Source organism: Amycolatopsis sp. cmx-4-83 (genome assembly GCF_046548815.1).
Classification (GTDB): domain Bacteria; phylum Actinomycetota; class Actinomycetes; order Mycobacteriales; family Pseudonocardiaceae; genus Amycolatopsis; species Amycolatopsis pretoriensis_A.
This window is the reverse complement of sequence record NZ_JAEBEF010000015.1, coordinates 169,837-189,851: the sequence shown is the minus strand read 5'-3', so window position 1 is coordinate 189,851 and position 20,015 is coordinate 169,837. Positions and strand designations below refer to the sequence as shown.

Genomic DNA, 20,015 nt, shown 5'->3' with positions numbered 1-20,015 from the left:
GGCAGTGGTCGCCCGCGGGTGCGCCTTGTAGCTTCGATCCCGTGCAGGAGGTGACGAAGCGCAGGTGGCGGGTGGTGCTCGACGTCGGGCTCGGCCTGTTCCTCGGCTTCGTCGTCGTCGCGGGCACGATCGAGAGCCGGTCGTACTGGGAGCTGGCCGGCGGGCTCGCCGTCGTGGCGGGCACGGTCGCGACGTCCCGCCGCCACCCCGTCGTCTCGCTCGGGATCGCGCTGGCCGGGGCGCTCGCCGTGCCGTTCCCGTACGGCGACCGCGTGGCCGTCTGGGTCGTGTTCGTGCTGGTGGCGATGAGCTACCTCGCCGGGCTGCGGATGGACCGGGCGCGGCCGGGCCTGCTGATCGGCGCGGCCGTGACGGTGCTCGGCCTGCCGCTGGCGCTGCTCGTCGGGCCGGACGGGATCGGCGACTGGGCCGCGATGGTCGCGATCCTGGTGTTCGCCGGGCTGTCGCCGTGGCTGCTGGGCCGGTACGTCCGGGTGCGCGGCGAGCTCGCGCGCACCGGCTGGCGCCGGGCCGAGGAGATGGAGAGCAGGCAGCGGCTCGTCGCCGACCAGGCGCGGCTGCGCGAGCGCGCCCGGATCGCCAGCGACATGCACGACTCGCTCGGGCACGAGCTGAGCCTGATCGCCGTCCGCGCCGCCGCGCTCGAGGTCGCGGCCGGGCTCGACGGCACCCAGCGCGACGCGGCCACCCAGCTGCGGGCCGGCGCCGCGGCCGCGACCGAGCGGCTGCGCGAGATCATCGGCGTGCTGCGGGAGGACGCCGCGCCGGTCGAACCGGTGCAGGGCGACCTCGGTGAGCTGATCTCACGGGCGCGCGCGTCGGGACTGCTCATCGATGCGACGGTGGACTGCGCGCAGGCGCCGCCGATGGTCGCCCGCGCCGCCCACCGCGTGGTCCAGGAAGCGCTGACGAACGTGGCGAAGCACGCGCCGGGCGCCGCGGCCGTGGTCCGGGTGACGAGCTCCGGCGCCGTGACCGAGGTGAGCGTCGTCAACGCGCCGCCGCCGGCCGGGCCCCTGCCGGGCGCGGCGTCCGGGCGGCGCGGGCTGATCGGCCTGCGCGAGCGCGTCCGGCTGGTCGGCGGCACGCTGCGGGCGGGGCCGCACGAAGGCGGGTTCGCCGTCACCGCCACGCTGCCGCACGACGCCGCGCCGGTCGAGGAGACGCCGGAGCTGCGCGAGGCCGCCGACGACGAGGTCGGGCAGTCGACGTCGGCCCGGGCGCTGGAGCTGGCGCGCCGGGACGTGCGGCGCAGCCTCGTCCAGGCGGTCGTCGTGCCGCTCGCGTTGTTCGGGGTGGTGCTGGCGGTCGGCGGGATCGCGTTCCTCTACCAGTGGAACTCCTCCGAGCTGCCCGGCGGGACCTACGAACGACTGCGGATCGGGCAGTCGCGGGCCGAGCTGACGTTGCCCGAACGCCAGCGCTCGGCGCGGCCCACCCGGGGCGAGCCGCCGCCGGTGCCCGGGACCGCGTGCGAGTACTACGGTGCCGGGCGGTCGTGGCTGAACGACGACTACGCGGCCTACCGGCTGTGTTTCGCCGAGGGGAAACTGGTTTCGAAGGACTGGTTCGAAGAGGGGGCATCGTGATCAGGGTCGTGCTGGCCGACGACGAAGCGCTGATGCGGGCGGGGGTCGCGGCGATCCTCGGCGCGGACCCGGACATCGAGGTCGTCGCCGAAGCCGGCGACGGGCGCGAGGCGGTGTCGCAGGCGCTCGCCACGCACCCGGACGTCGTGCTGCTCGACATCCGGATGCCGGGCCTGGACGGCCTCGGCGCGGCCGCCGAGATCCGGAAGCTGCTGCCCTCGACCGGCGTGATCATGCTGACGACGTTCGGCGAGGACGAGTACATCGAACGTGCTCTGGGCCTCGGCGCGGGCGGGTTCCTGCTGAAGTCGGGCGACCCGCGCGAACTGCTGGCCGGGATCCACGCCGTCGCCGGCGGGGCCGCGTTCCTCTCGCCGAAGGTCGCCCAGCGGGTCATCGCGCGGCTGTCCGGCGGTCGGCTGACGCGCGCGGCCGCGGCCAGGGAACGGATCAGCGTGCTGACACCGCGTGAGCGGGAAGTGCTGACGTTGCTCGGCTCCGGACTGTCCAATGCGGACATCGCGGCGAAGATGTTCGTCGTCGAGGGCACGGTGAAGGCGCACGTGAGCACCATCCTGACCCGGCTCGGCGCGAAGAACCGGGTGCAGGCGGCGATCACGGCGTACGAGGCGGGGCTGGTCGGGGGAGACGCGGCGGCCGCCACCCCGTGATGCCCGCGCCGATCCGGACGGCCGCCTTCGCCGGGAGGAGCCTCGCCGCGGCGGTGCGCAGCTTCGTCGCGATCGGGTGGGTCAGCTGCGGTCCCAGCTTGCCCATCCGGACGGATTCCTTCGCGACCTTCTGGCTGCGTGGACGGCGTTCTTCGTCGTAGGTCTTAAGTCCTTTTAGGACGTCCGTTGTGGACATCGCGTGGGCGAGCACGACGGCGTCCTCGAGGGCCTGGCAGCCGCCCTGGCCGAGGAACGGCGGCATCGCGTGCGCGGCGTCGCCGAGCAGGGCGATCCGGCCGCGGACGTAGGTCGGCAGCGGCGTCCCGAGGTGGTGGAGGTCGTGGTGCAGCAACGCTTCCGGCGGGGTCGCGTCGATCAGGGCGGGGATGGGGTCGTGCCAGTCGCCGAAGTCCGGCTTGCCCGGGTGCCGGCCCGGCTCGGTGACGTAACAGATCCACCAGTAGACGTCGTCGCCGGTGAGGGGCAGGACGCCGACCTCGGTGCCGCGGTCGAAGCTCGTGCTGAGCCGGGTGTGCGGAAGTTTCGCGATACCGCGGAAGGCCGCGCTGCCGACGTAGACCGGCTCGGGGTGGTGCGGGAAGAGCGCGTGGCGGACCCGGCTGCGGATCCCGTCGGCGGCGACGACCAAATCGGCCTTGATTTCTCCGCCGTCGAAGCGGACGAGCCCGTCTTCGCGGACCTCGGTGACTTCGGTGCCCGTCCGGAGGCTGCCGGCGGGGACGGCGTCCTTGAGTGCTTTGATGAGGTCGCGCCGGTGGATGGCCCCGAGCGGGCGGCCGTGAAGGCGTTCGAACGCGGCCGAGTCCCAGCGGGTGAGCCGGCGGCCGCGACGGTCGCGGAACCCGCCGTCGCGCTGCGGGGCGAGGCGCTCGCCGAGGTCGACGCCGAGTTCGTCCAGGCAGCGCAGGGCGTTCGACCAGAGCGAGATTCCGGCGCCGACGTCGCCGAACTCCGGTGCTCGTTCGAGCACGGTGACCCGCCAGCCCACCCGGTGCAATCCGGCGGCCGCGGCCAGCCCGCCGATCCCGCCTCCGACGACCACTGCGTGCATGACGTCCTCCTCTACAGGTGTAGAGGACTCTACACCTGTAGAGTGAGGGGGTGGAACGTCTCGAGGTGATCGCCGACACGGCCATCGAGGTGATCGCGGCGGACGGCATGCGCGGCCTGACCCACCGGGCGGTCGACCGCGCGGCCGGCCTGCCGGTGGGCTCGACGTCGTACTACGCGCGCACGCGGGCGGCGCTGCTGTCGTTGGCCTTCGCGCGGATCGTCGAGCTGGACCAGGTTTCGGCGTCCTCGGGCGACCTGGCGGAGTTCATCGCGGGGTACGCGTTCGAGGCGATCACTTCGGGCCGGACGCGAATGCTGGCGCGGTACGAGTTCGCTTTGGAGGCCACGCGGCGGCCGGAGCTGCGCGCGGAGTACGACTCGGGCGGGGCGTTGATCCGGCGCCGGGCGGCGGAGGTGCTGGCTGCGGCGGGGTCTTCGGATCCGGTGCGGCATGCGGGAGTGGTGGTGGACTGGATGGAGGGGACGATCTTCGGCGCGCTGGCGGGGGCTTCGGCACCGGCGTCCCGAGAGTCGCTGGTGAAGAGTGCCCGGGAGATCCTGGCGGGGATCGGGGTGGGGTGAAGCGGCCGGCCGGCTGGGGTGGTGGCCGGCCGACTGCTGCGGGTGGCGGCTCGGCCGGATCGGGAGCTGGTTCGCGGCGCCGGTTCAGGTGGTGGCTTGCTGATCTGGCTCGGTGGTGGCGTGGTTGCCGGGCCGGGTGGTGGCTGACTGGCTGGCTCGCATGGCGGCTGGGGTGGTGGCCGGCCGACTGCTGCGGGTGGCGGCTCGGCCGGATCGGGAGCTGGTTCGCGGCGCCGGTTCAAATGGTGGCTCGCTGATCCGGCTTGGTGGTGGCGTGGTTGCTGGGCCGGGTGGTGGTTCGGGGTGCTGGCTCGGGTGGTGGCCCGCTGGCCGGCCCGGTGGTGGCGTCCTCACCGGCTCGGCTGGATGGGGCCACTGGGCCGGCTCGGTGGCGGTGGGAGGTCGCGAATGACTCATTCGGGACGTCCGAGGTCCCCCATGAGTCATCCGCGACCTTCGACTGAGCCGCCCCGCACCGCTCCGCTCCGATGCACTTGCCGCCCCCGTGACCGACTGGCTGAGGAAGCGGCGGCCGCAGGGCCACCTCGCTGTGGGACCGCCGGCAGGATGGTGCCAAGTGTCGTCAGCGGTGCCGAGCCGCCCGCTGACGCTTCACGCCGGTTTTTGTCGGTGGGCGCCGATAGGCTGGACAAGGGCACGCCCCCCAGGGAGGGCGGGGTTTCGGTTCAGGCGTCCCGGCGGCGCAGCACCGCCGTCCCCACCGCCAGTGCCGCCGCCGTCCAGCACGCGCACACCAGCAGGCCCACCCAAGGGGCGTACGGGGCCGGGGTCATCGTGATCGGGTTGGGGTGGCCCGCTTCCACCATCGCGTTCAGGCCGGCGATGCCCGGGAAGTACGGCACCAGCTCCGGCAGGCCCAGCGAAGCCACGATCAGCGGCAGCGGGATGAGCAGCACGATCACCGACACCAGCGTGCCCGCCGCGCTGCGCAGCGCCCAGCCGGCACCCGTGCACAGCAGGCCCAGCAGGGCGAAGTAGCCGCCCATGCCCGAGGCCGTCGTGAACGCTCCTTCGAACGACGTCGGCAGGCCGTAGCCGTCCTTCACCACACTGGCCAGCGCCATTCCCGCGCACGCCAGCACGACTCCGAAGCCGAACAGCACCGGGAGCAGGACCGCCGCCTTCGCCGCGACCACCCGCGGGCGGACCGGGGTCCACAGCAGCGTCGAACGGATGCCGCCGCCGGTGTATTCGCTCGTCACGAACAGCGTGGCCAAGGCGATCGCCGCGAACTGCGTCAGGTAGAAGCCGCCGCCGAGGGCGATCGTGTTCGCCCCCAGTGCGTCGTCGTTGTAGCGCTGGGCGATTCCCGACAGCGTGGCGTAGCCCAGCATCAGGGCCGTTCCCGAGACCAGGCACCACCACGTGGCCCGGACCGACCAGAACTTCGTCCACTCCGAAGCCACCGCGCCGCGCACCGCCGTCGTCATGCCGACACCCCGTATTCCACCGAAGAAGCGGTCAGTTCCATGTACGCCTGCTCGAGCGACGCCGTCCGTTCGGCGAGGCCGTGCAGGCGGATCCCCAGTTCGTGCGCCAGGTCGCCGACGCGGGTGACGTCGATGCCGTCCACCACCAGTTCGTCCGGCTCGCCGGGGTGGGTCAGGCCGCCCTCGGCGCGCAGCCGGGCGTCCAAGGTCGTGAGTTCGGCCGGGGCCGGGACGCGCACCGAGACCGTCGTGCGGGAGTTGCCCGCGATGAACTCCGCGACCGGGGCGTCGGCCAGCAGCTTGCCCTTGCCGATCACCACCAGGTGGTCCGCGGTCAGCTGCATCTCGCTCATCAGGTGGCTGGAGACGAACACCGTCCGCCCCTCGGCCGCCAGCGACCGCATCAGCTGCCGGACCCAGCGGACGCCGTCCGGGTCGAGGCCGTTGACCGGCTCGTCGAACAGCAGCACGCCGGGGTCGCCGAGCAGCGCGCCCGCGATGCCGAGCCGCTGCCCCATGCCGAGCGAGAACTGGCCGGCGCGCTTGCCCGCGACGTCCGACAACCCGACGGTCGCGAGCACCTCGTCGACCCGCGAAGCCGCGATCCCGTTGCTGCGCGCCATGGCCAGCAGGTGCTTCCCGGCGCTGCGGCCGGGGTGCAGGGCCTTGGCGTCGAGCAGCGCGCCGACCTCGCGCAGCGGGTGCCGCAGCTCGGCGTAGCGCCGCCCGCCGACGAGGGCTTCGCCCTGCTGCGGGTGGTCGAGCCCGACGGTCATCCGCATGGTCGTCGACTTCCCGGCGCCGTTGGGGCCGAGGAACCCCGTCACCCGCCCCGGTCCGACGTCGCACGTGAGCGCGTCGACGACGGTCTTTTCCCCGTAGCGCTTCGTGAGTGCGCGAAGCGTGATCATGGTTCCTCCCGGTGTTCGCCTGTACCGGGAGTCTGGGGTTTCCGGGGTGCCGGGAGCATCGGACGTCGGTCGCGCGCCGCCCCCGACTTTCGGCGGGGGTCAGGTCCGGGGCTTCTCCGCGGCCAGCTTGGCCCACGTCGGAAGTAGTTGTTCTGCCAGTGGAACACCGACCGCAGGCCCGACCCGACGACGAGCACCGGAAGGCCGGCGGACAAGGCGATCGTCGCCGCCTCGACCCGCCGGTACCACCGCCGCGAGTGGATGGCGTGCGAGCGGTACCAGTCGAACGGAGCGTCGGCCGGCGCCGGCCCTCAGCCCGGTCGTTACCGAAAGGAACCGTTTCGATGCATACCGGCAAACGAGGCCGGTGAAATGATCAGGCGGCCGAAGAGCGATTTCCGATTCGGTCCGTCAATTCTTCTTGCGGGAGGTGTGCCGGGTCGGGGCGGCGGTCGCGGGGTCCTCCGGCCAGGGGTGCTTCGGGTAGCGGCCGCGCAGGTCGGCGCGGACCGCCGGGTAGCCCGTCGTCCAGAAGCCGGCCAGGTCGGCCGTGATGGCCGCCGGGCGGCCGGCCGGGGAGAGCAGGTGCAGGACCACCGGGACGCCGGCGAGCGTGGGGGTCTCGGTCCAGCCGAACGTCTCCTGCAGCTTGACGGCCAGTACCGGCCGGTCTTCGCGGTAGTCGACGCGGATGTGGGAGCCCGACGGGACCTCCAGGCGGTCCGGGGCGAGGTCGTCCAGCTTCGCCGCCTCCGGCCAGGGGAGGAGAGCCTTGAGGGCGGTGCCGGCGTCGATGGTCGCGAGGTCCGCTTTCCGCCGGGCGGCGGAAAGGTCCAGCCAGCTGTCCACATCGGACAGCAGTGCGGCGTCGTCCACCGCGGGCCACGGCGGGCCGAGGACGTGGTGGAGGAACGCGAGCCGCTCGCGCAGGCGGGTCGCGTCCGGGCGCCACTTGAGCAGGCCGAGGCCTTCGGCGCGGAGGCCGGCGACGAGGGCGTCGTGGACGTTCGCGTCCTTCAACGGCTTCTCGGAAAGCGTGATCGCGCCGAGCTTGCGGACGCGGCGGGCGACGACGTCGCCGTCCCAGGTGATTTCGTCCACTTCGGACACCGAGCCGGCGCGGACGGCGAGGCGTTCGTCGGCGGCCGCGGCGAGGCGGATGGTGCCGTGGACGCGGCCGGGGTCGCGGGTGGCTTCGGCGACGGCCAGCCATTCGGCGTCGAGGCCGCTGCCCGGCGGGAGTTCGGCCGCGGTGCCGCCGGCCATCAGGTAGACGGGCGCACCGCCGGGTCGCCGCCGGGCGAGCCGCTCGGGGTGCGCGAGCGCGACGACCAGCGCCGGATCCGGTTTCCCGGCGCCGGTCACGAGCTTGGAAAGCCGTTGCACCTCCCGTTTCCAGCGGCGCGAGGCGTCGTCGTTCGCGCTTCGCAGCCGGCGCAGCTCGGCCTCGACGTCGGTCAGCGTGCCGCCCGAATCCAGCAGGGCCACCACTTCCGCCGCGTTCCGGGCGCCGACCGCCGAAGCACCGTCCAGCAATGCCCGGGCCAGCCGCGGGTGCAGGCCCAGCTCCGCCATCCGCCGCCCGCGCGGGGTCACGACGCCGTCGGCCGTCGCGCCCAGCGTCGCCAGCAGCGCCCGGCCCGCCGCCAGCGCGCCCTCGCCCGGCGGGTCCCACCAGGCCAGCCCGCTGCCGTCCGGCGTCGACCAGCACGCCAGCTCCAGCGCCAGCCGCGCCAGCTCGGCCGTGCGAATCTCCGGCTCCGGGTACGCGGGCAGCAGCGACTGTTCGTTCTCCGCCCAGCAGCGGTACGCCCGCCCGGGCCCTTCGCGGCCCGCGCGGCCCGAGCGCTGCGTCGCGACCGCCGCCGACACGCGGACCGTCGCCAGGCCGGGCAGCCCGCGCCGGTGGTCGACCCGCGGCACGCGCGCGAGTCCCGAGTCCACCACCGCGCGCACGCCCGGGACGGTCAGGCTCGACTCGGCCACCGCCGTCGCCAGCACCACCCGCCGGCGGCCACGCGGCCGCAGCGCGTCGTCCTGGTGGGCCGCCGACAAGCGGCCGTGCAGCGGAAGGACGTCCACAGTGTCCAATTCGGACAGCCGCAGGAGATTCGACGTCCGCGCGATTTCCCCCGCGCCGGGGAGGAACGCGAGCACGTCGCCCTCGCCCGACGACAACGCCGTCCGCACCGCCCGGGCGACGCAGGCCTCCACGCGCTCGCCCCGCGCCGGTGGCAGGTACTCGTACGAGATCGGGTAGGTCCGCGCTTCGGCCGTGACCACCGGCGCGTCCCCGAGCAGCGCCGCCAGCCGCCCGGCCGCGACCGTCGCCGACGTCGCCAGCAGGCGGAGGTCGTCGCGCAGCCCGGCGCGGACGTCCAGGAGCAGCGCCAGCAGCAGGTCCGCGTCCAGGTGCCGCTCGTGGCACTCGTCGAGCAGCACCGTCGACACGCCCGGCAGCTCCGGATCGCCCTGCACCCGCCGCACCAGCAGGCCCGACGTCACGACCTCGACGCGCGTGCGCGCGGACACCTTCCGGTCGCCGCGCACGGCGTAGCCGACGGTCTCGCCGACCGGTTCGCCCAGCAGCGCGGCCATCCGCGCGGCCGCGGCACGGGCCGCCAAGCGCCGCGGCTCCGCGACGACGACCCGGCCGCCCGATTCGGCCAGTGCGAGCGGGACCAGCGTCGTCTTCCCCGTGCCGGGCGGTGCGACGAGGACCGCGGTGCCGTGGGCGTCCAGTGCGGAAAGCACGTCGGGCAGGACCGCGCGGACCGGCAGGTCGGGCAGTTTCACTTCGCGGTGACCTCGGGGGGTGGGGGCAGCTGGTAACCGGACGGCCCGATGTTCGCGTTGAGCGAGCGGAGCCATTCGCCGGAGGAGATCATCTTGCGGATCGCGTCGTCGACCGCGTTGACGCCCTGGGTGTCGCCCTTGCGCAGGCCGACGCCGTAGTTCTCCGCCGAGAACGGCTTCCCGACGATCTTCAGCAGCTCCGGATCGCGGGTCACGTACCCGGCGAGGATCACCGCGTCCGTGGTGACCGCGTCGATCTGGCCGGCCAGCAGCGCCGTCACGCAGTCGGAGTACCGCGGGTACTCGACCAGCTGGACGGCCTGGGCGAACTTGTCCTTCACCTGCTGGGCCGGCGTCGACCCGGTGACCGAGCACAGCCGCCGCCCGTTGAGCGCCTCCGGCCCGGTGATGTCGGCCGACGTCCGGCGCACCAGCAGGTCCTGGCCGGTGGTGAAGTACGGCCCGGCGAACGAGACGACCTGCTTGCGCTTGTCGGTGATCGAATAGGTGGCCACGACCAGGTCGACCGCAGCGGAGGTGAGGTCCGTTTCCCGCGTCGCCGGGGTCGTTTCGCGCCAGGTGATGTCCTTCGCCGCGACCCCGAGTTCCGAGGCGACGAAAGTCGCGACGTCGACGTCGAACCCGACGAACCGGCCGTCCACGGTGTGCTCCGAGAGGCCCGGCGCGTCGAACCGGATGCCGATGGTCAGGTGATCCGTGGCACTCGCACGGGTGACCAGCGAGTCGCCGGGCGAAACGCTCGCCGGCCCGCACGCCGACGCCGTGACCAGCAACAACGCCGAAGCGAGGAGCGTGCGCCACCGCATCCAGCCGCTCCCTCCGCCGCTGCCCTGCCCTCACGAAGTTCTCAGGTCCTCCCGTTAGCCTAAGTGCGTGGTGCGACCGTCCCAACCCGTGCTGGACGCCGTCGGCACGCTCGCCCGGCTCGGGCTGGCTGCCGTCTGGCTCGTTTCGGGTGCGCTGAAGCTGGCGGATCCGGGGCAGACACTGATCGCCGTGCAGGCGTACGACCTGCTCCCGGACGCACTCGAAAACGTGGTGGCCATCGCGCTGCCGCTCGTCGAACTCGTGCTCGGGCTGTTCCTGCTCGCGGGCCTGGCGACCCGGTGGGCCGCGGGCGCCGCGCTGGTGCTGCTCGTCGTGCTCATCGCCGGCATCGCCCAGTCCTGGGCGCGCGGGCTGAGCATCGACTGCGGGTGCTTCGGCGGCGGCGGCCAGGTGGCGGCGGGGCAGACCGAGTACCCGCAGGAGATCCTCCGCGACTCCGGATTCGCGCTGCTCGCCGTGTGGCTGCTGGCGCGGCCGCGCACCTGGCTGTCGGTCGACAGCTGGCTGGCGCGAGGTCGCGGGAACTCCACCGAGCCCGGGTCCGACTACTCGGGTATCGCGGAAGGGAATTGATACACAGTGGGTGGAGCTGAGCGGACCGCTCGGAAGCGTCGTCAGGCCGCGCAGGCCGGGGGAGCCAAGGCGGTGGCCCAGGCCAGGGGCGCGTCCGGGGACAAGCGGAAGTGGATCATCGGGATCGCCGCCGTGGTCGTCGTGGCCGCGCTCGTGATCGGCGGCGTGATCTGGACGATCTCGGACCGGAACAAGACCAAGGGCCAGATCATCGGCGCCGGCGAGACGACCAGTTCGCTCGCCGCCGATGTCACCCAAAAGCGTGACGGTGTGGTCGTCACCGTCGGCAAGGCCGGCGCCAAAGCCTCGATCGACGTCTACGCCGACTTCCTCTGCCCGATCTGCGGCGAGTTCGAGAAGCAGTACAAGGGCCAGGTCGAGCAGGCCGTCAACGACGGCAAGCTGCAGGTCCGCTACCACATGGTGCCGCTGCTGAACCAGCGTTCGAGCCCGCCCGGCTACTCCCTCGACTCGGCGAACGCGGCGCTGGCCGCGGCCGACGCCGGCAAGTTCGTCCAGTTCCACGACGCCCTGTTCGCGAACCAGCCCGAGGAGGGCAAGCGCGGCTACGACAAGGCGCAGCTGATCGAGCTCGGCAAGAACGTCGGCATCACCGATCCGGCGTTCGCGCAGACGGTCAACGCGGGGACGTACGACGAGCAGCTCGACAGCGCGTTCCAGCAGATCGAGAAGGACCCGAAGCTGGCGCAGGACTTCGGCGGCGGCCAGAGCGGCTTCGGCACGCCGACGGTCACCGCGAACGGCTCGATCGTGTCCTGGCAGGACCCCGACTGGCTCAAGAAGGTCACCGGCTGACCCCGGGGCAATTCGCCCACGCGGGCACGGAACGTCGACTAGGCTGAATCCCGCACCATGGGGAACCGGGGGTCGCGTGCGCACGTCGCACCCCTGGTGACAGGGAGGGCCAGTGGACGGTTCGCATTCGGGGTTTCACGTCGACGACGGCGCGTACACGCGGTACGCGCGCGAAGTCGACCCGCTCGGTGATGACGTCAAAGGTGCGGCCGACAAGCACGTCGGCCCGCACGTGACGCTCGGCGGTCACGGCTTCTCGGAAATGGGCGGCGAGTCCGGGTTCTCCGGGGCCTACAGCGGCCGGATGCGCGCGCTGCAGGAGCGGATGCACCGCGTCGGCGGCGGCTGGCGCCAGGTCGGCGAGGCCGCCCGGCAGACCGATCGCAACTACGCGGCGGTCGAAGCCGAGCACGGCGACGTCGTGCGGCGACTCGGGACCGAGCTCGGGCAGGGCCCCGCGTGACCGAGCACCACGCCGACCAGCTCGTCCGGCACGGCCTGGACACCACGAACCAGTTCGCCGACAAGGTGCGCCACGACCCGGCCGCGATCGGCGGCGCCCGGGACGCGCACTACGCCCTGCAGACGTCGGTGGGCCGCACCCGCGACGTCGCGGGCGAGCAGCGCGTCAACCTGGCCTCGGCCAGCTCGGGCTCGACGACCGACCGGGCGACCGCGACGTCGCAGAGTCTCGAAAAAGAGGTCCAGGACCTCCTGGACGAGAGCGCCGAGATCGAGAAGGCCGTCACCGAGGCCGCCGAGGCGCTGCACGTCGGCGAGATCAAGAACGACCAGGTCCGCGACCAGATCATCAAGGAGATCTCGGCGTCGATGAAGGCGCTGGCGGCGGTGAAGTCGATCCAGCCGCCGGAAAGCCGCGCCGCCGCGTCGCGCGACGTCCTGATGAAGCTGCAGACGAAGATCAGCCAGCTCACCGGTCAGGCCGCGACCTTCAGCGAGCAGACGATCACCCAGCTGACCGACATCGGCACCCGGCTGGGCGGCGGCGAGCAGACGACGTCGTCGAGCAGCGCGTCGTCGACGAAGGTCGGCTCGTCGTTCAACAGCAACAGCGGCTACTCCGGCGGCGGCTCGGACGGCGGCGGTGGCGGCGGTGGGGGAGGCGGCGGCGGTGGCGGCGGCGCCGTGCACAAGCCCCGGCTGCCGGTCGCGATCCCGCCGCAGCCCGGCTCCGGCGTCGCGATCAACCTCCCCGGCGGCAAGCAGGTCATGGCGCCGAACGAGACGGCGGCGAAGGCCGTGCGCAACGCCCTTTCGCAGCTCGGCGTGCCGTACGTCTGGGGCGGCACCGCGCGCGGCCAGGGCCTCGACTGCAGCGGGCTGACCATGACGTCGTACCAGGACGCGGGCCTGCAGCTGCCGCGGACGGCGGCGCAGCAGACGGTCGGCGCCGAGGTGCCTTCGATCGACCAGCTCCTGCCCGGCGACCTCGTCGTGTGGTCCGGCCACGTGGCGATGGTGATCGGCGACGGCCAGATGGTCGAGGCGGGGGATCCGGTGCAGATCAGCAAGATCCGCACCACGAACGCGGGGCAGTCGTTCATCGGGTTCTACCGGCCGACGGGGTGAGTCGTGGCTGACTTCGACATCGACCTGGCGTCCGCGCGGATCGCCGAGCAGGCGGACCGCGCGGAGGCCGACGCTTCGGCGCGCTTCGCCCGCTCGGGCCCGGTGGTGGGCAAGGCGTCGTCCCCGGACGGCACCATCGAGGTCCAGGTGGCCCCCGGCGGGCTGCTGACCGGGCTGACGATCCACCGCTCGACGCTGCGGCACGGCTCGGCGGTGCTCGCCGACCAGATCCTCGAGCTGGCCCAGCGTGCGACCCGCCGCGCGGGCGACAAGATGTACCACGCGCTGGCGCCGGTGGTGGACGCGTCGCAGCTGGAAGTGCTGGGCTACGAGCCGATCCCGGACGACGACCCGGACGCCGAGACCTACACGTACGGGAGATGACGCGGTGATCACGACCCGCCAGCTGATCGCCCAGGCCCGGGCGCGCGAGGCGGCGATGTCCCAAGTGGACGAACTGATGGCCGCCGCTTCCGGGACCGCCCACGACGTCGACGGCCAGGTCGAGGCGACGGTCGACGCGCGCGGGAAGCTGCTTCGGTTGTGGCTGGCGCCTTCCGCGGTGAACCTGGGCGAGCAGCTGGCGCCGCGGGTGGTGGAGGTCGCGCGGGCCGCCATGCGCGAGGCGACCCAGGACGCCTACAACCGGGTCGCTTTGCTGCTGGGCGAAGACATGACGTACATGATCGAGCAGATGACGGGCATGCCCGCGCCGGCCCGGGCCGAGGACGACGACCCGGGCATGACGGTGGAGGAGTTCCAGCGGCTGCGGGCCGAGCGCCTCGGCGCGGCACCTTCGGAAGCAGCTCCGGCAGCTCCGGCGGCTTCGAACGTCGAGGACGAGGACGCGTATTGGGAGTCCTTCGACCCGGCTTCCCTGCGCTCGGACCGCTAACTCACGCCGGCGAGGAACTCGGCGAAGAGGCGGCCCGCGGCGGGGGAGGTGAACTGGCGCTCCAGCTCCGCGCGGGCGGTCCGCTGGCGGAATTCCCCCGCGTAGGAGGGATCTCCGGCGTCGTGCATGACGTCGGTGATCCACGCCGCGAAGGCCTGGTAGTTCCAGACGTGGCGCAGGCACGTCTCCGAATAGCCGTCGAGCAGGCTCGGGTCGTCCTCGTTCGCCCGGCGGACGACGGCGTTCGCGAAGACCTCGGCGTCGAAGAGCGCGAGGTGGATTCCCTTGGCGCTCATCGGCGGGACGATGTGGGCCGCGTCGCCGAGCAGGTACAGCGGGCCGTGGTGCATCGGGCTGTGGACCACGTTGCGCAGGGGCACCAGCCTCTTGTCGGCGATCCGGCCGGGCGTGACCGGCCGGCCGAAGCGGGCGCTCAGCTCGCTCCAGACGCGCTCGTCCGGCCAGTGCGCGAGTTCGTCGCCGGGCGGGCACTGGAGGTAGACGCGGCTGGCGTGCGCGCCGCGGGGGATCATCCCCGCCAGGCCGCGGGCGTGGATCGCCATGCCGGACGGGGCGGCGGCCACTTCGGCCAGGACGCTCAGCCAGGCGTAGCCGTATTCGCGGGAGTACCGGGTGAGGACGCCGTCGGGGAAGGCCGTCCGGCTGATCCCGCGATCGCCGTCGCAGCCGGCGATGTGGTCGCAGGGGAGGACGACGTCCGCGTACCGGACGGCGGGGCGTTCGAGGTCCAGGGTGATGTCGTCGGCTTCGAAGCGGAGATCCCCGCCCGCGCGCAGGAAGACGTCCGTGAGATTCCGGACGAGGACCTGCTGGGGGCAGAAAACGCTTTCGTCGTCCCCGGCGAAGTCGATCGAGAGTTCTTCGCCGTCGAGGAAGAAGCCGGCCTCGACGTCCGGCAAGGCGTCGTTCGCGAAGACCTCCTCGAGGCCCCACTCGCGGAACATGCGCACGCCGCGGCTGTCGATGGTCCCGGCCCGCTGCCGCCGCTCGACGTACTCGCGGCTGTGCTTTTCCAGGACGACGCAGCCGATCCCGCTGCGCAGCAGGAGGTTCCCGAGGGTGAGCCCGGCGACCCCGGCTCCGATGACGACGACGGTGGTGTGTTCGGTCATGACTCCACTGTGGCTCCAGCCGCGGGCGCGCCCCACCGGTGACGGGACAACGGATACCGGAAACCCGCCAACCTAGTGTCCTGAGTCGTTGATTCGTTGGCAGTATGCGGCGAGAGTGTCGAGGATCTGGTCGGGGTGCTGCAGCAGCCAGTTCTTGATCGCTGGGGTCTTGTGGGTGGCGTAGTTGTCGCAGACCAGGTGCTGGGCGATCACCGACCCGGTGGCCGGGTTCAGGGCGGCGAACAGGCTGGTGGTGCCGTGCCGCACGTAGTCGTGGGTCGGCATCACGGCACTTTAGGCACTGACCACGAGATTAAGACTCAGGACACTAGCGCCGCCGGTCCAGCCCGGCCTGGTAGCGGCCCGGCGTCTGGCCGACGACCTCGGTGAAGGCGTCGATGAAGCTCGACGGGTTGGACCAGCCGCACGCCATCGCGGTGGCGGTGACCGACCGGCCTTCGGTGAGGTGGACCAGGGCGTGGTGGATGCGCAGGATGGTGCGCCAGCGGAGGAAGCCCATCCCGAGCTCGGCCTGGAACAGGCGGCTGAGGGTGCGTTCGCTCGCCCCGGCCGTCCGGCCCAGTTCGGCCAGCGTCGTGGTTCGCGCGGGATCGGCGTGCAGGAGGCCCGTGACCGCGCGCAGCCGGTCGTCCCGCGGTTCCGGCAGGTGCAGGGCCAGCTCGGGCGGCCCGGCGAGCTCGTCGAGCACGACCGCGCGCAGCCGCCGGTGCGCGCCGGGGCGGCTTTCCCGCGGGTCGGTCAGCGCCAGGATGACCTCGCGCAGGAGCGGGCTCACGGCGAACACGTTGGGGTGCCCGGCGAGCTCACCGCACAGGTCGGCCGGGATGACGACGAGCCGGAAGTCGGTCCGGCCGTAGCAGCGGTGGGAGTGGTCGAACCCCGGCGGTGTCCACGCGACGCGGTTGGCCGGGGCGACCCAGGTCCCGCGTTCGGTCGTCGTGGCGAAGGCGCCGGCGGCCGCGTACACGAGCTGGCCGTCGGCGTGGCGGTGGGTGCCGAGGTGGAAGCCGTGCGGCAGCCAGCCCTTCCCCTCGGGGGTGTGGCCTTCGGGCCTGCGGTGGCGGGTTTCCGGCATCGGCCGCCAGCCTACGCCCGGCCGGTCACGCCAGCTGGGCCGTGGAGTTCGCGCCGTCCAGGGACTCCCGCAGGATGTCCGCGTGACCCGCGTGCTGGGCCGTCTCGTGGATGAGGTGCAGGACGATCCGCCGCGCCGACCAGAACTGGGGCTCCGGCGGGGACCACGGCGTCGCCGGCAACTGCACCTCGACGTCCAACGACGGCAGGGAAGCCACGTACGCGTCGGTCTCGGCGGCGGCCGTCGCGTACTCCTTCAGCCAGTAGGACAGCGTTTCGCTCATCGAGTACTGCGCCGTGTCCAGCATCCCCTCCGGCAGCTCGCCGTCACCCTTGCGCAGGATCTCGAGCCAGAGGCGTTCGCCCGTCGCCAGGTGGCGGATCAAGCCACCGAGGGTGAGGGTGCTGACCGTCGTGCGGCGGGCCGCGTCGGCGTCCGAGAGGTTCCGGACCGGGATCAGCAAGCGCTTGCGGACCTCGGCGAGGAGGGCGAGCAGTTCGTCGGTTTCGCGAGTCATGGGCACACCGTAGAAGCGAATTAGGTCAGGTACTGGCCGCAACTGACGATCCCGCTCAGCGGCACCCGAGTTCACTCAGAGGTCTGGACCAACCGCCAACGCCTATGCATTAATTCAAGGCGTGAATTTTGGTCTCTCGACGAGGAGGACCTGCATGGGCCTCGGACGCAGGCTGGGGATCGGCGCGCTCGCCGTCGGGCTGCTGCTGGCTTCGGAAACCACCGCTCTCGCCGGGAACGGCCCGGCGTACAAGGATTCCCGGCGACCGGTGAAGGTCCGCGTCGCCGATCTGATGTCCCGGATGAGCCTCGACGACAAGCTCGGCCAGATGATGCAGGCCGAACGCCTCGGGGTCAAAAGCCCCGAGGACGTCACCACCGGCCGGCTCGGTTCGCTGCTCTCCGGGGGCAGCTCGCAGCCGACGCCGAACACGCCCGTCAGCTGGGCCGACATGTACGACAGCTTCCAGAAAGCCGCGCTCGCCACGCCGCTGGGCATCCCGCTGATCTACGGCGTCGACGCCGTCCACGGCCACAACGGCCTCTACGGCGCCACCGTCTTCCCGCACAACATCGGCCTCGGCGCGACGCGCGATCCGCGGCTGGTCGAGAAGATCGGCCGCGCCACCGCGGAAGAGGTGTCCGGCACCGGCATCGACTGGGACTTCGCGCCCTGCCTGTGCGTCGCCCGCAACGACCGCTGGGGCCGCACCTACGAGTCCTTCGGCGAGGTCCCGCAGCTGGCCACCGAGATGACGTCGATCATCACCGGCCTGCAGGGCACGCGCCTGGACCGGCCGGGTTCGGTACTGGCCACCGCCAAGCACTACGTCGGCGACGGCGGCACCACCGGCGGCGTCAACGAGGGCAACACCGAGATCAGCGAACAAGAGCTGCGCGCGATCCACCTGCCGCCGTTCAAGGCCGCGGTCCAGCGCGGGGTCGGCTCGGTGATGATCTCCTACAGCAGCTGGAACGGCGTCAAGATGCACGCCGGCTCGTACCTGATCAACGACGTCCTGAAGAAGGAGCTCGGCTTCTCGGGCATCGTCGTTTCGGACTACAACGGCGTCGACAAGATCGACGGCAAGAGCGGGTTCACCCCCGAAGAGGTCGAGGCCTCGATCAACGCCGGCATCGACATGGTGATGGTGCCCTTCGAGTGGCAGAAGTTCATCGACACGCTGCGCACCCTCGTCCAGGACGGGCGCGTGCCGATGTCCCGGATCGACGACGCGAACAAGCGCATCCTCACCAAGAAGTTCGAGCTCGGCCTGTTCGAGCACCCGCTGACCGACCGGCGCTTCCTGGGCACCATCGGCAGCGAGCAGCACCGCGACCTCGCTCGCCAGGCGGTCCGGGAATCCCAGGTGCTGCTCAAGAACGAGGGCGGTGTGCTGCCGCTGGCCAAGCGGCACGAGAAGATCTTCGTGGCCGGCAAGAGCGCCGACGACATCGGCAACCAGTCCGGCGGCTGGACGGTCGGCTGGCAGGGGACCAGCGGCCCGGTCATCCCCGGCACCACGATCCTGCAGGGCATCGAGAGCAAGTCCTCGGCGGTCACCTACGCCAAGGACGGCACCGGGATCGACGGCAGCTACGACGTCGCCGTCGCGGTGATCGGCGAAACGCCCTACGCCGAAGGCAAGGGCGACCGTCCACAAGGGATGGGACTGGACGAGACCGATCTCGCCACGCTGCGCAAGCTGAAGGACTCCGGCGTGCCGACGGTGGCCGTGCTCGTGTCCGGGCGCCCGCTCGACATCGGTGCGCAGCTGCCGGACTGGGCCGGGCTCGTCGAGTCGTGGCTGCCGGGCAGTGAAGGACCAGGCGTCGCCGACGTGCTCTTCGGCGACTACAACCCGACCGGCAAGCTCCCGGTGACCTGGATGCGCAGCGCCGACCAGCAGCCGATCAACGTCGGTGACGGCAAGCCCGCGCTGTTCCCGTTCGGCTTCGGGCTGCGCTACCCGCACCGCCCCTGGTGATTCCCCGTCCCCCCACCGGAAAGGTCCCCGCATGCCGTCCAGAACCCGCCGCCCGCTGCTCCGGATATTGGCGTTCTTCGCCGCCTGCCTCGGGCTCAGCTTCGCCGGCCCGGCCGTGGAAGCCGCGACGCCGTTCAAGGTGCTCGCCTTCTACAGCGGCACCTACGACGCCGCGCACATCAGTTTCGAGAAGGAGGCCAACGTCTGGTTCCCGCAGCAGGCGGCGGCCAACGGCTTCACCTACACCGCGACGAACAACTGGAACCAGCTCACGACCATCACCCCGGGTCAGTACCAGGTCGTCATGTTCCTCGACGACCAGCCGCAGTCGCAGGCGCAGTTCCAGGGCTTCCAGCGGTACATGCAGGCCGGCGGCGCGTTCTACGGCTTCCACGTCACCGCCTACAACGACAGCTCGACGCCGTCGTACGCCGACTGGTTCCACAACGACTTCCTCGGCACCGGGCGCTTCACGTCGAACACGTGGGGCCCGACGCCGGAGACGCTGAAGATCGAGAACCGCACGCACCCGTCGACGGTGAACCTGCCGGCGACCATCAAGTCCTCGACGTCCGAGTGGTACGCGTGGCAGAACGACCTGCGCCAGAACCCGAACATCAGCATCCTGGCGTCGATGGACTCGTCCACGTTCCCGATCGGCACCGACCCGAACCAGACCTGGTACAGCGGGTACTACCCGATCTCGTGGACGAACAAGAGCTACAAGATGATCTACTCGAACTTCGGCCACAACGCGATGAACTACGACACGAACACCGCGCTGTCCTCGACGTTCGAGAGCGCCGACCAGAACCGGTTCCTGCTCGACGGCCTGAAGTGGCTCGGCGGCGGTGGCACGACCACCCCGCCGCCGGACGGCACGATCGACCCGGCGGCCTGGTACGCGGTGACGAACAAGGCGTCCGGCAAGTGCGTCGACGCGAAGGCCGCGGGCAGCACCAACGGCACCGTGATCCAGCAGTACACCTGCAACGGGACCACCGCGCAGCAGTACCAGTTCGCCCCGACCAGCGGTGGCTTCGACCGGATCAACAACCGCACCAACCCGGTCGAGGTCATCGACGTCACGAACGTGGCGACGACGGACAACGCCGGCCTGCAGCTGTGGTCCTACAGCGGCGGGAACAACCAGCAGTGGCAGCCGGTGCCGGAGGGCGGCGGGTACTACCACTTCGTCGCCCGCCACAGCGGCAAGTGCCTGACCGTGCCGGGCGCGTCCACCGCGGACGCCGTCCAGCTGGTCCAGTCGGCCTGTGACGGCGGCGCCGCGCAGTCGTTCAAGGTCGCCTAGCGCGGCGTGCGTGGGGCGCCCGCGGAAAGCGTTTCCGCGGGCGCCTCACGCCGGTCGTCGTCCGGGCCCCGCTCCTTTGCTCGCGTGTTCCGTCCATCGGGGGATGTGCGGTGCGTCACCCGCTAGCTAACATGAAGCTCTTTCATGAACGC

19 protein-coding genes and 1 pseudogene are annotated in these 20,015 nt (G+C 71.9%); 11 read left to right on the top strand and 9 right to left on the bottom strand.

Annotation, left to right across the window (positions count from 1 at the left end; genetic code table 11):
* Nucleotides 1-41 precede the first annotated feature (41 nt).
* Nucleotides 42-1,610, top strand: a complete 1,569-nt coding sequence (locus ACLJQM_RS39440) for a sensor histidine kinase (protein ID WP_410635431.1) — start codon at nt 42-44, stop codon at nt 1,608-1,610.
* Complete coding sequence (locus tag ACLJQM_RS39435) at nt 1,607-2,281, top strand: response regulator (RefSeq protein WP_247014336.1); 675 nt, start codon at nt 1,607-1,609, stop codon at nt 2,279-2,281. Before ACLJQM_RS39440 ends, ACLJQM_RS39435 begins: the two co-directional genes overlap by 4 nt.
* On the opposite strand, the gene ACLJQM_RS39430 is transcribed toward ACLJQM_RS39435, so the two are convergent.
* Complete coding sequence (locus ACLJQM_RS39430) at nt 2,226-3,353, bottom strand: FAD-dependent monooxygenase (protein ID WP_410635429.1); 1,128 nt, start codon at nt 3,351-3,353, stop codon at nt 2,226-2,228. The two genes, ACLJQM_RS39435 and ACLJQM_RS39430, sit on opposite strands and share 56 nt — an antisense overlap.
* 50 nt (nt 3,354-3,403) lie before the next feature.
* Between ACLJQM_RS39430 and ACLJQM_RS39425 the strand changes: the two genes are divergently transcribed.
* Complete coding sequence (locus tag ACLJQM_RS39425; protein WP_410635427.1) at nt 3,404-3,937, top strand: TetR/AcrR family transcriptional regulator; 534 nt, start codon at nt 3,404-3,406, stop codon at nt 3,935-3,937.
* Between the two features lie 686 nt (nt 3,938-4,623).
* On the opposite strand, the gene ACLJQM_RS39420 is transcribed toward ACLJQM_RS39425, so the two are convergent.
* The 4 genes from ACLJQM_RS39420 to ACLJQM_RS39405 form a co-directional block, all read right to left on the bottom strand.
* On the bottom strand, nt 4,624-5,388 hold the full coding sequence (locus ACLJQM_RS39420; RefSeq protein ID WP_410635425.1) for an ABC transporter permease: 765 nt from the start codon (nt 5,386-5,388) through the stop codon (nt 4,624-4,626).
* Entirely contained in the window at nt 5,385-6,299 is a 915-nt protein-coding gene (locus ACLJQM_RS39415; RefSeq protein WP_410635423.1) for an ATP-binding cassette domain-containing protein, read from the bottom strand. The genes ACLJQM_RS39420 and ACLJQM_RS39415 overlap by 4 nt, the downstream gene beginning before the upstream one ends.
* A 411-nt stretch (nt 6,300-6,710) precedes the next feature.
* Nucleotides 6,711-9,095, bottom strand: coding sequence for an ATP-dependent helicase HrpB (gene hrpB / locus ACLJQM_RS39410; RefSeq protein WP_410635421.1), 2,385 nt, complete (start codon nt 9,093-9,095; stop codon nt 6,711-6,713).
* Nucleotides 9,092-9,922 (bottom strand): glutamate ABC transporter substrate-binding protein, encoded by an 831-nt coding sequence (locus ACLJQM_RS39405; protein WP_410635420.1) that lies wholly within the window; start codon nt 9,920-9,922, stop codon nt 9,092-9,094. The genes hrpB and ACLJQM_RS39405 overlap by 4 nt, the downstream gene beginning before the upstream one ends.
* 88 nt (nt 9,923-10,010) lie before the next feature.
* Between ACLJQM_RS39405 and ACLJQM_RS39400 the strand changes: the two genes are divergently transcribed.
* The 6 genes from ACLJQM_RS39400 (at nt 10,011) to ACLJQM_RS39375 (ending at nt 13,818) form a co-directional block, all read left to right on the top strand.
* Nucleotides 10,011-10,517 carry a MauE/DoxX family redox-associated membrane protein gene (locus ACLJQM_RS39400; protein ID WP_360779271.1) on the top strand — a complete coding sequence of 169 codons (507 nt, stop codon included), beginning with the start codon at nt 10,011-10,013 and terminating at the stop codon, nt 10,515-10,517.
* 72 nt (nt 10,518-10,589) lie between these two features.
* A complete protein-coding gene (locus tag ACLJQM_RS39395) occupies nt 10,590-11,333 on the top strand; it encodes a DsbA family protein (protein ID WP_410635418.1) in 744 nt (247 codons plus the stop codon).
* Between the two features lie 112 nt (nt 11,334-11,445).
* Entirely contained in the window at nt 11,446-11,796 is a 351-nt protein-coding gene (locus ACLJQM_RS39390) for a hypothetical protein (protein ID WP_247014324.1), read from the top strand.
* Nucleotides 11,793-12,923, top strand: a complete 1,131-nt coding sequence (locus ACLJQM_RS39385) for a C40 family peptidase (protein WP_410635416.1) — start codon at nt 11,793-11,795, stop codon at nt 12,921-12,923. The genes ACLJQM_RS39390 and ACLJQM_RS39385 overlap by 4 nt, the downstream gene beginning before the upstream one ends.
* 3 nt (nt 12,924-12,926) lie before the next feature.
* The gene (locus tag ACLJQM_RS39380; RefSeq protein WP_360779110.1) at nt 12,927-13,307 is read left to right on the top strand and encodes a YbaB/EbfC family DNA-binding protein; all 381 of its coding nucleotides are present in this window, start codon (nt 12,927-12,929) and stop codon (nt 13,305-13,307) included.
* Between the two features lie 4 nt (nt 13,308-13,311).
* On the top strand, nt 13,312-13,818 hold the full coding sequence (locus ACLJQM_RS39375) for a YbaB/EbfC family nucleoid-associated protein (RefSeq protein WP_410635415.1): 507 nt from the start codon (nt 13,312-13,314) through the stop codon (nt 13,816-13,818).
* On the opposite strand, the gene ACLJQM_RS39370 is transcribed toward ACLJQM_RS39375, so the two are convergent.
* From ACLJQM_RS39370 to ACLJQM_RS39355, 4 genes and pseudogenes are all read right to left on the bottom strand, one after another.
* Nucleotides 13,815-14,951 carry a 4-hydroxybenzoate 3-monooxygenase gene (locus ACLJQM_RS39370; protein WP_410635413.1) on the bottom strand — a complete coding sequence of 379 codons (1,137 nt, stop codon included), beginning with the start codon at nt 14,949-14,951 and terminating at the stop codon, nt 13,815-13,817. The two genes, ACLJQM_RS39375 and ACLJQM_RS39370, sit on opposite strands and share 4 nt — an antisense overlap.
* Nucleotides 14,952-15,023: 72 nt before the next feature.
* A pseudogene (locus ACLJQM_RS39365) lies at nt 15,024-15,230 on the bottom strand (IS630 family transposase); the annotation flags it as partial.
* Between the two features lie 49 nt (nt 15,231-15,279).
* Entirely contained in the window at nt 15,280-16,047 is a 768-nt protein-coding gene (locus ACLJQM_RS39360; protein WP_360779105.1) for a helix-turn-helix transcriptional regulator, read from the bottom strand.
* A gap of 25 nt (nt 16,048-16,072) precedes the next feature.
* Nucleotides 16,073-16,564, bottom strand: coding sequence for a DinB family protein (locus ACLJQM_RS39355; RefSeq protein ID WP_410635411.1), 492 nt, complete (start codon nt 16,562-16,564; stop codon nt 16,073-16,075).
* 154 nt (nt 16,565-16,718) lie between these two features.
* Between ACLJQM_RS39355 and ACLJQM_RS39350 the strand changes: the two genes are divergently transcribed.
* Together ACLJQM_RS39350 and ACLJQM_RS39345 are read left to right on the top strand one after the other, a co-directional pair.
* Nucleotides 16,719-18,551 (top strand): glycoside hydrolase family 3 protein, encoded by a 1,833-nt coding sequence (locus tag ACLJQM_RS39350; protein ID WP_410635410.1) that lies wholly within the window; start codon nt 16,719-16,721, stop codon nt 18,549-18,551.
* Between the two features lie 31 nt (nt 18,552-18,582).
* A complete protein-coding gene (locus ACLJQM_RS39345) occupies nt 18,583-19,863 on the top strand; it encodes an RICIN domain-containing protein (RefSeq protein ID WP_410635409.1) in 1,281 nt (426 codons plus the stop codon).
* Nucleotides 19,864-20,015 lie beyond the last annotated feature (152 nt).

What these genes read in the sequence shown, in the direction of transcription:
- ACLJQM_RS39405 (WP_410635420.1), bottom strand. Translation starts at nt 9,922, where the DNA reads ATGCGGTGGCGCACGCTCCTCGCTTCGGCGTTGTTGCTGGTCACGGCG.
- ACLJQM_RS39370 (WP_410635413.1), bottom strand. Translation starts at nt 14,951, where the DNA reads ATGACCGAACACACCACCGTCGTCGTCATCGGAGCCGGGGTCGCCGGG.
- ACLJQM_RS39415 (WP_410635423.1), bottom strand. Translation starts at nt 6,299, where the DNA reads ATGATCACGCTTCGCGCACTCACGAAGCGCTACGGGGAAAAGACCGTC.
- ACLJQM_RS39420 (WP_410635425.1), bottom strand. Translation starts at nt 5,388, where the DNA reads ATGACGACGGCGGTGCGCGGCGCGGTGGCTTCGGAGTGGACGAAGTTC.
- ACLJQM_RS39430 (WP_410635429.1), bottom strand. Translation starts at nt 3,353, where the DNA reads ATGCACGCAGTGGTCGTCGGAGGCGGGATCGGCGGGCTGGCCGCGGCC.
- ACLJQM_RS39355 (WP_410635411.1), bottom strand. Translation starts at nt 16,564, where the DNA reads ATGACTCGCGAAACCGACGAACTGCTCGCCCTCCTCGCCGAGGTCCGC.
- ACLJQM_RS39345 (WP_410635409.1), top strand. Translation starts at nt 18,583, where the DNA reads ATGCCGTCCAGAACCCGCCGCCCGCTGCTCCGGATATTGGCGTTCTTC.
- ACLJQM_RS39350 (WP_410635410.1), top strand. Translation starts at nt 16,719, where the DNA reads ATGGGCCTCGGACGCAGGCTGGGGATCGGCGCGCTCGCCGTCGGGCTG.
- ACLJQM_RS39360 (WP_360779105.1), bottom strand. Translation starts at nt 16,047, where the DNA reads ATGCCGGAAACCCGCCACCGCAGGCCCGAAGGCCACACCCCCGAGGGG.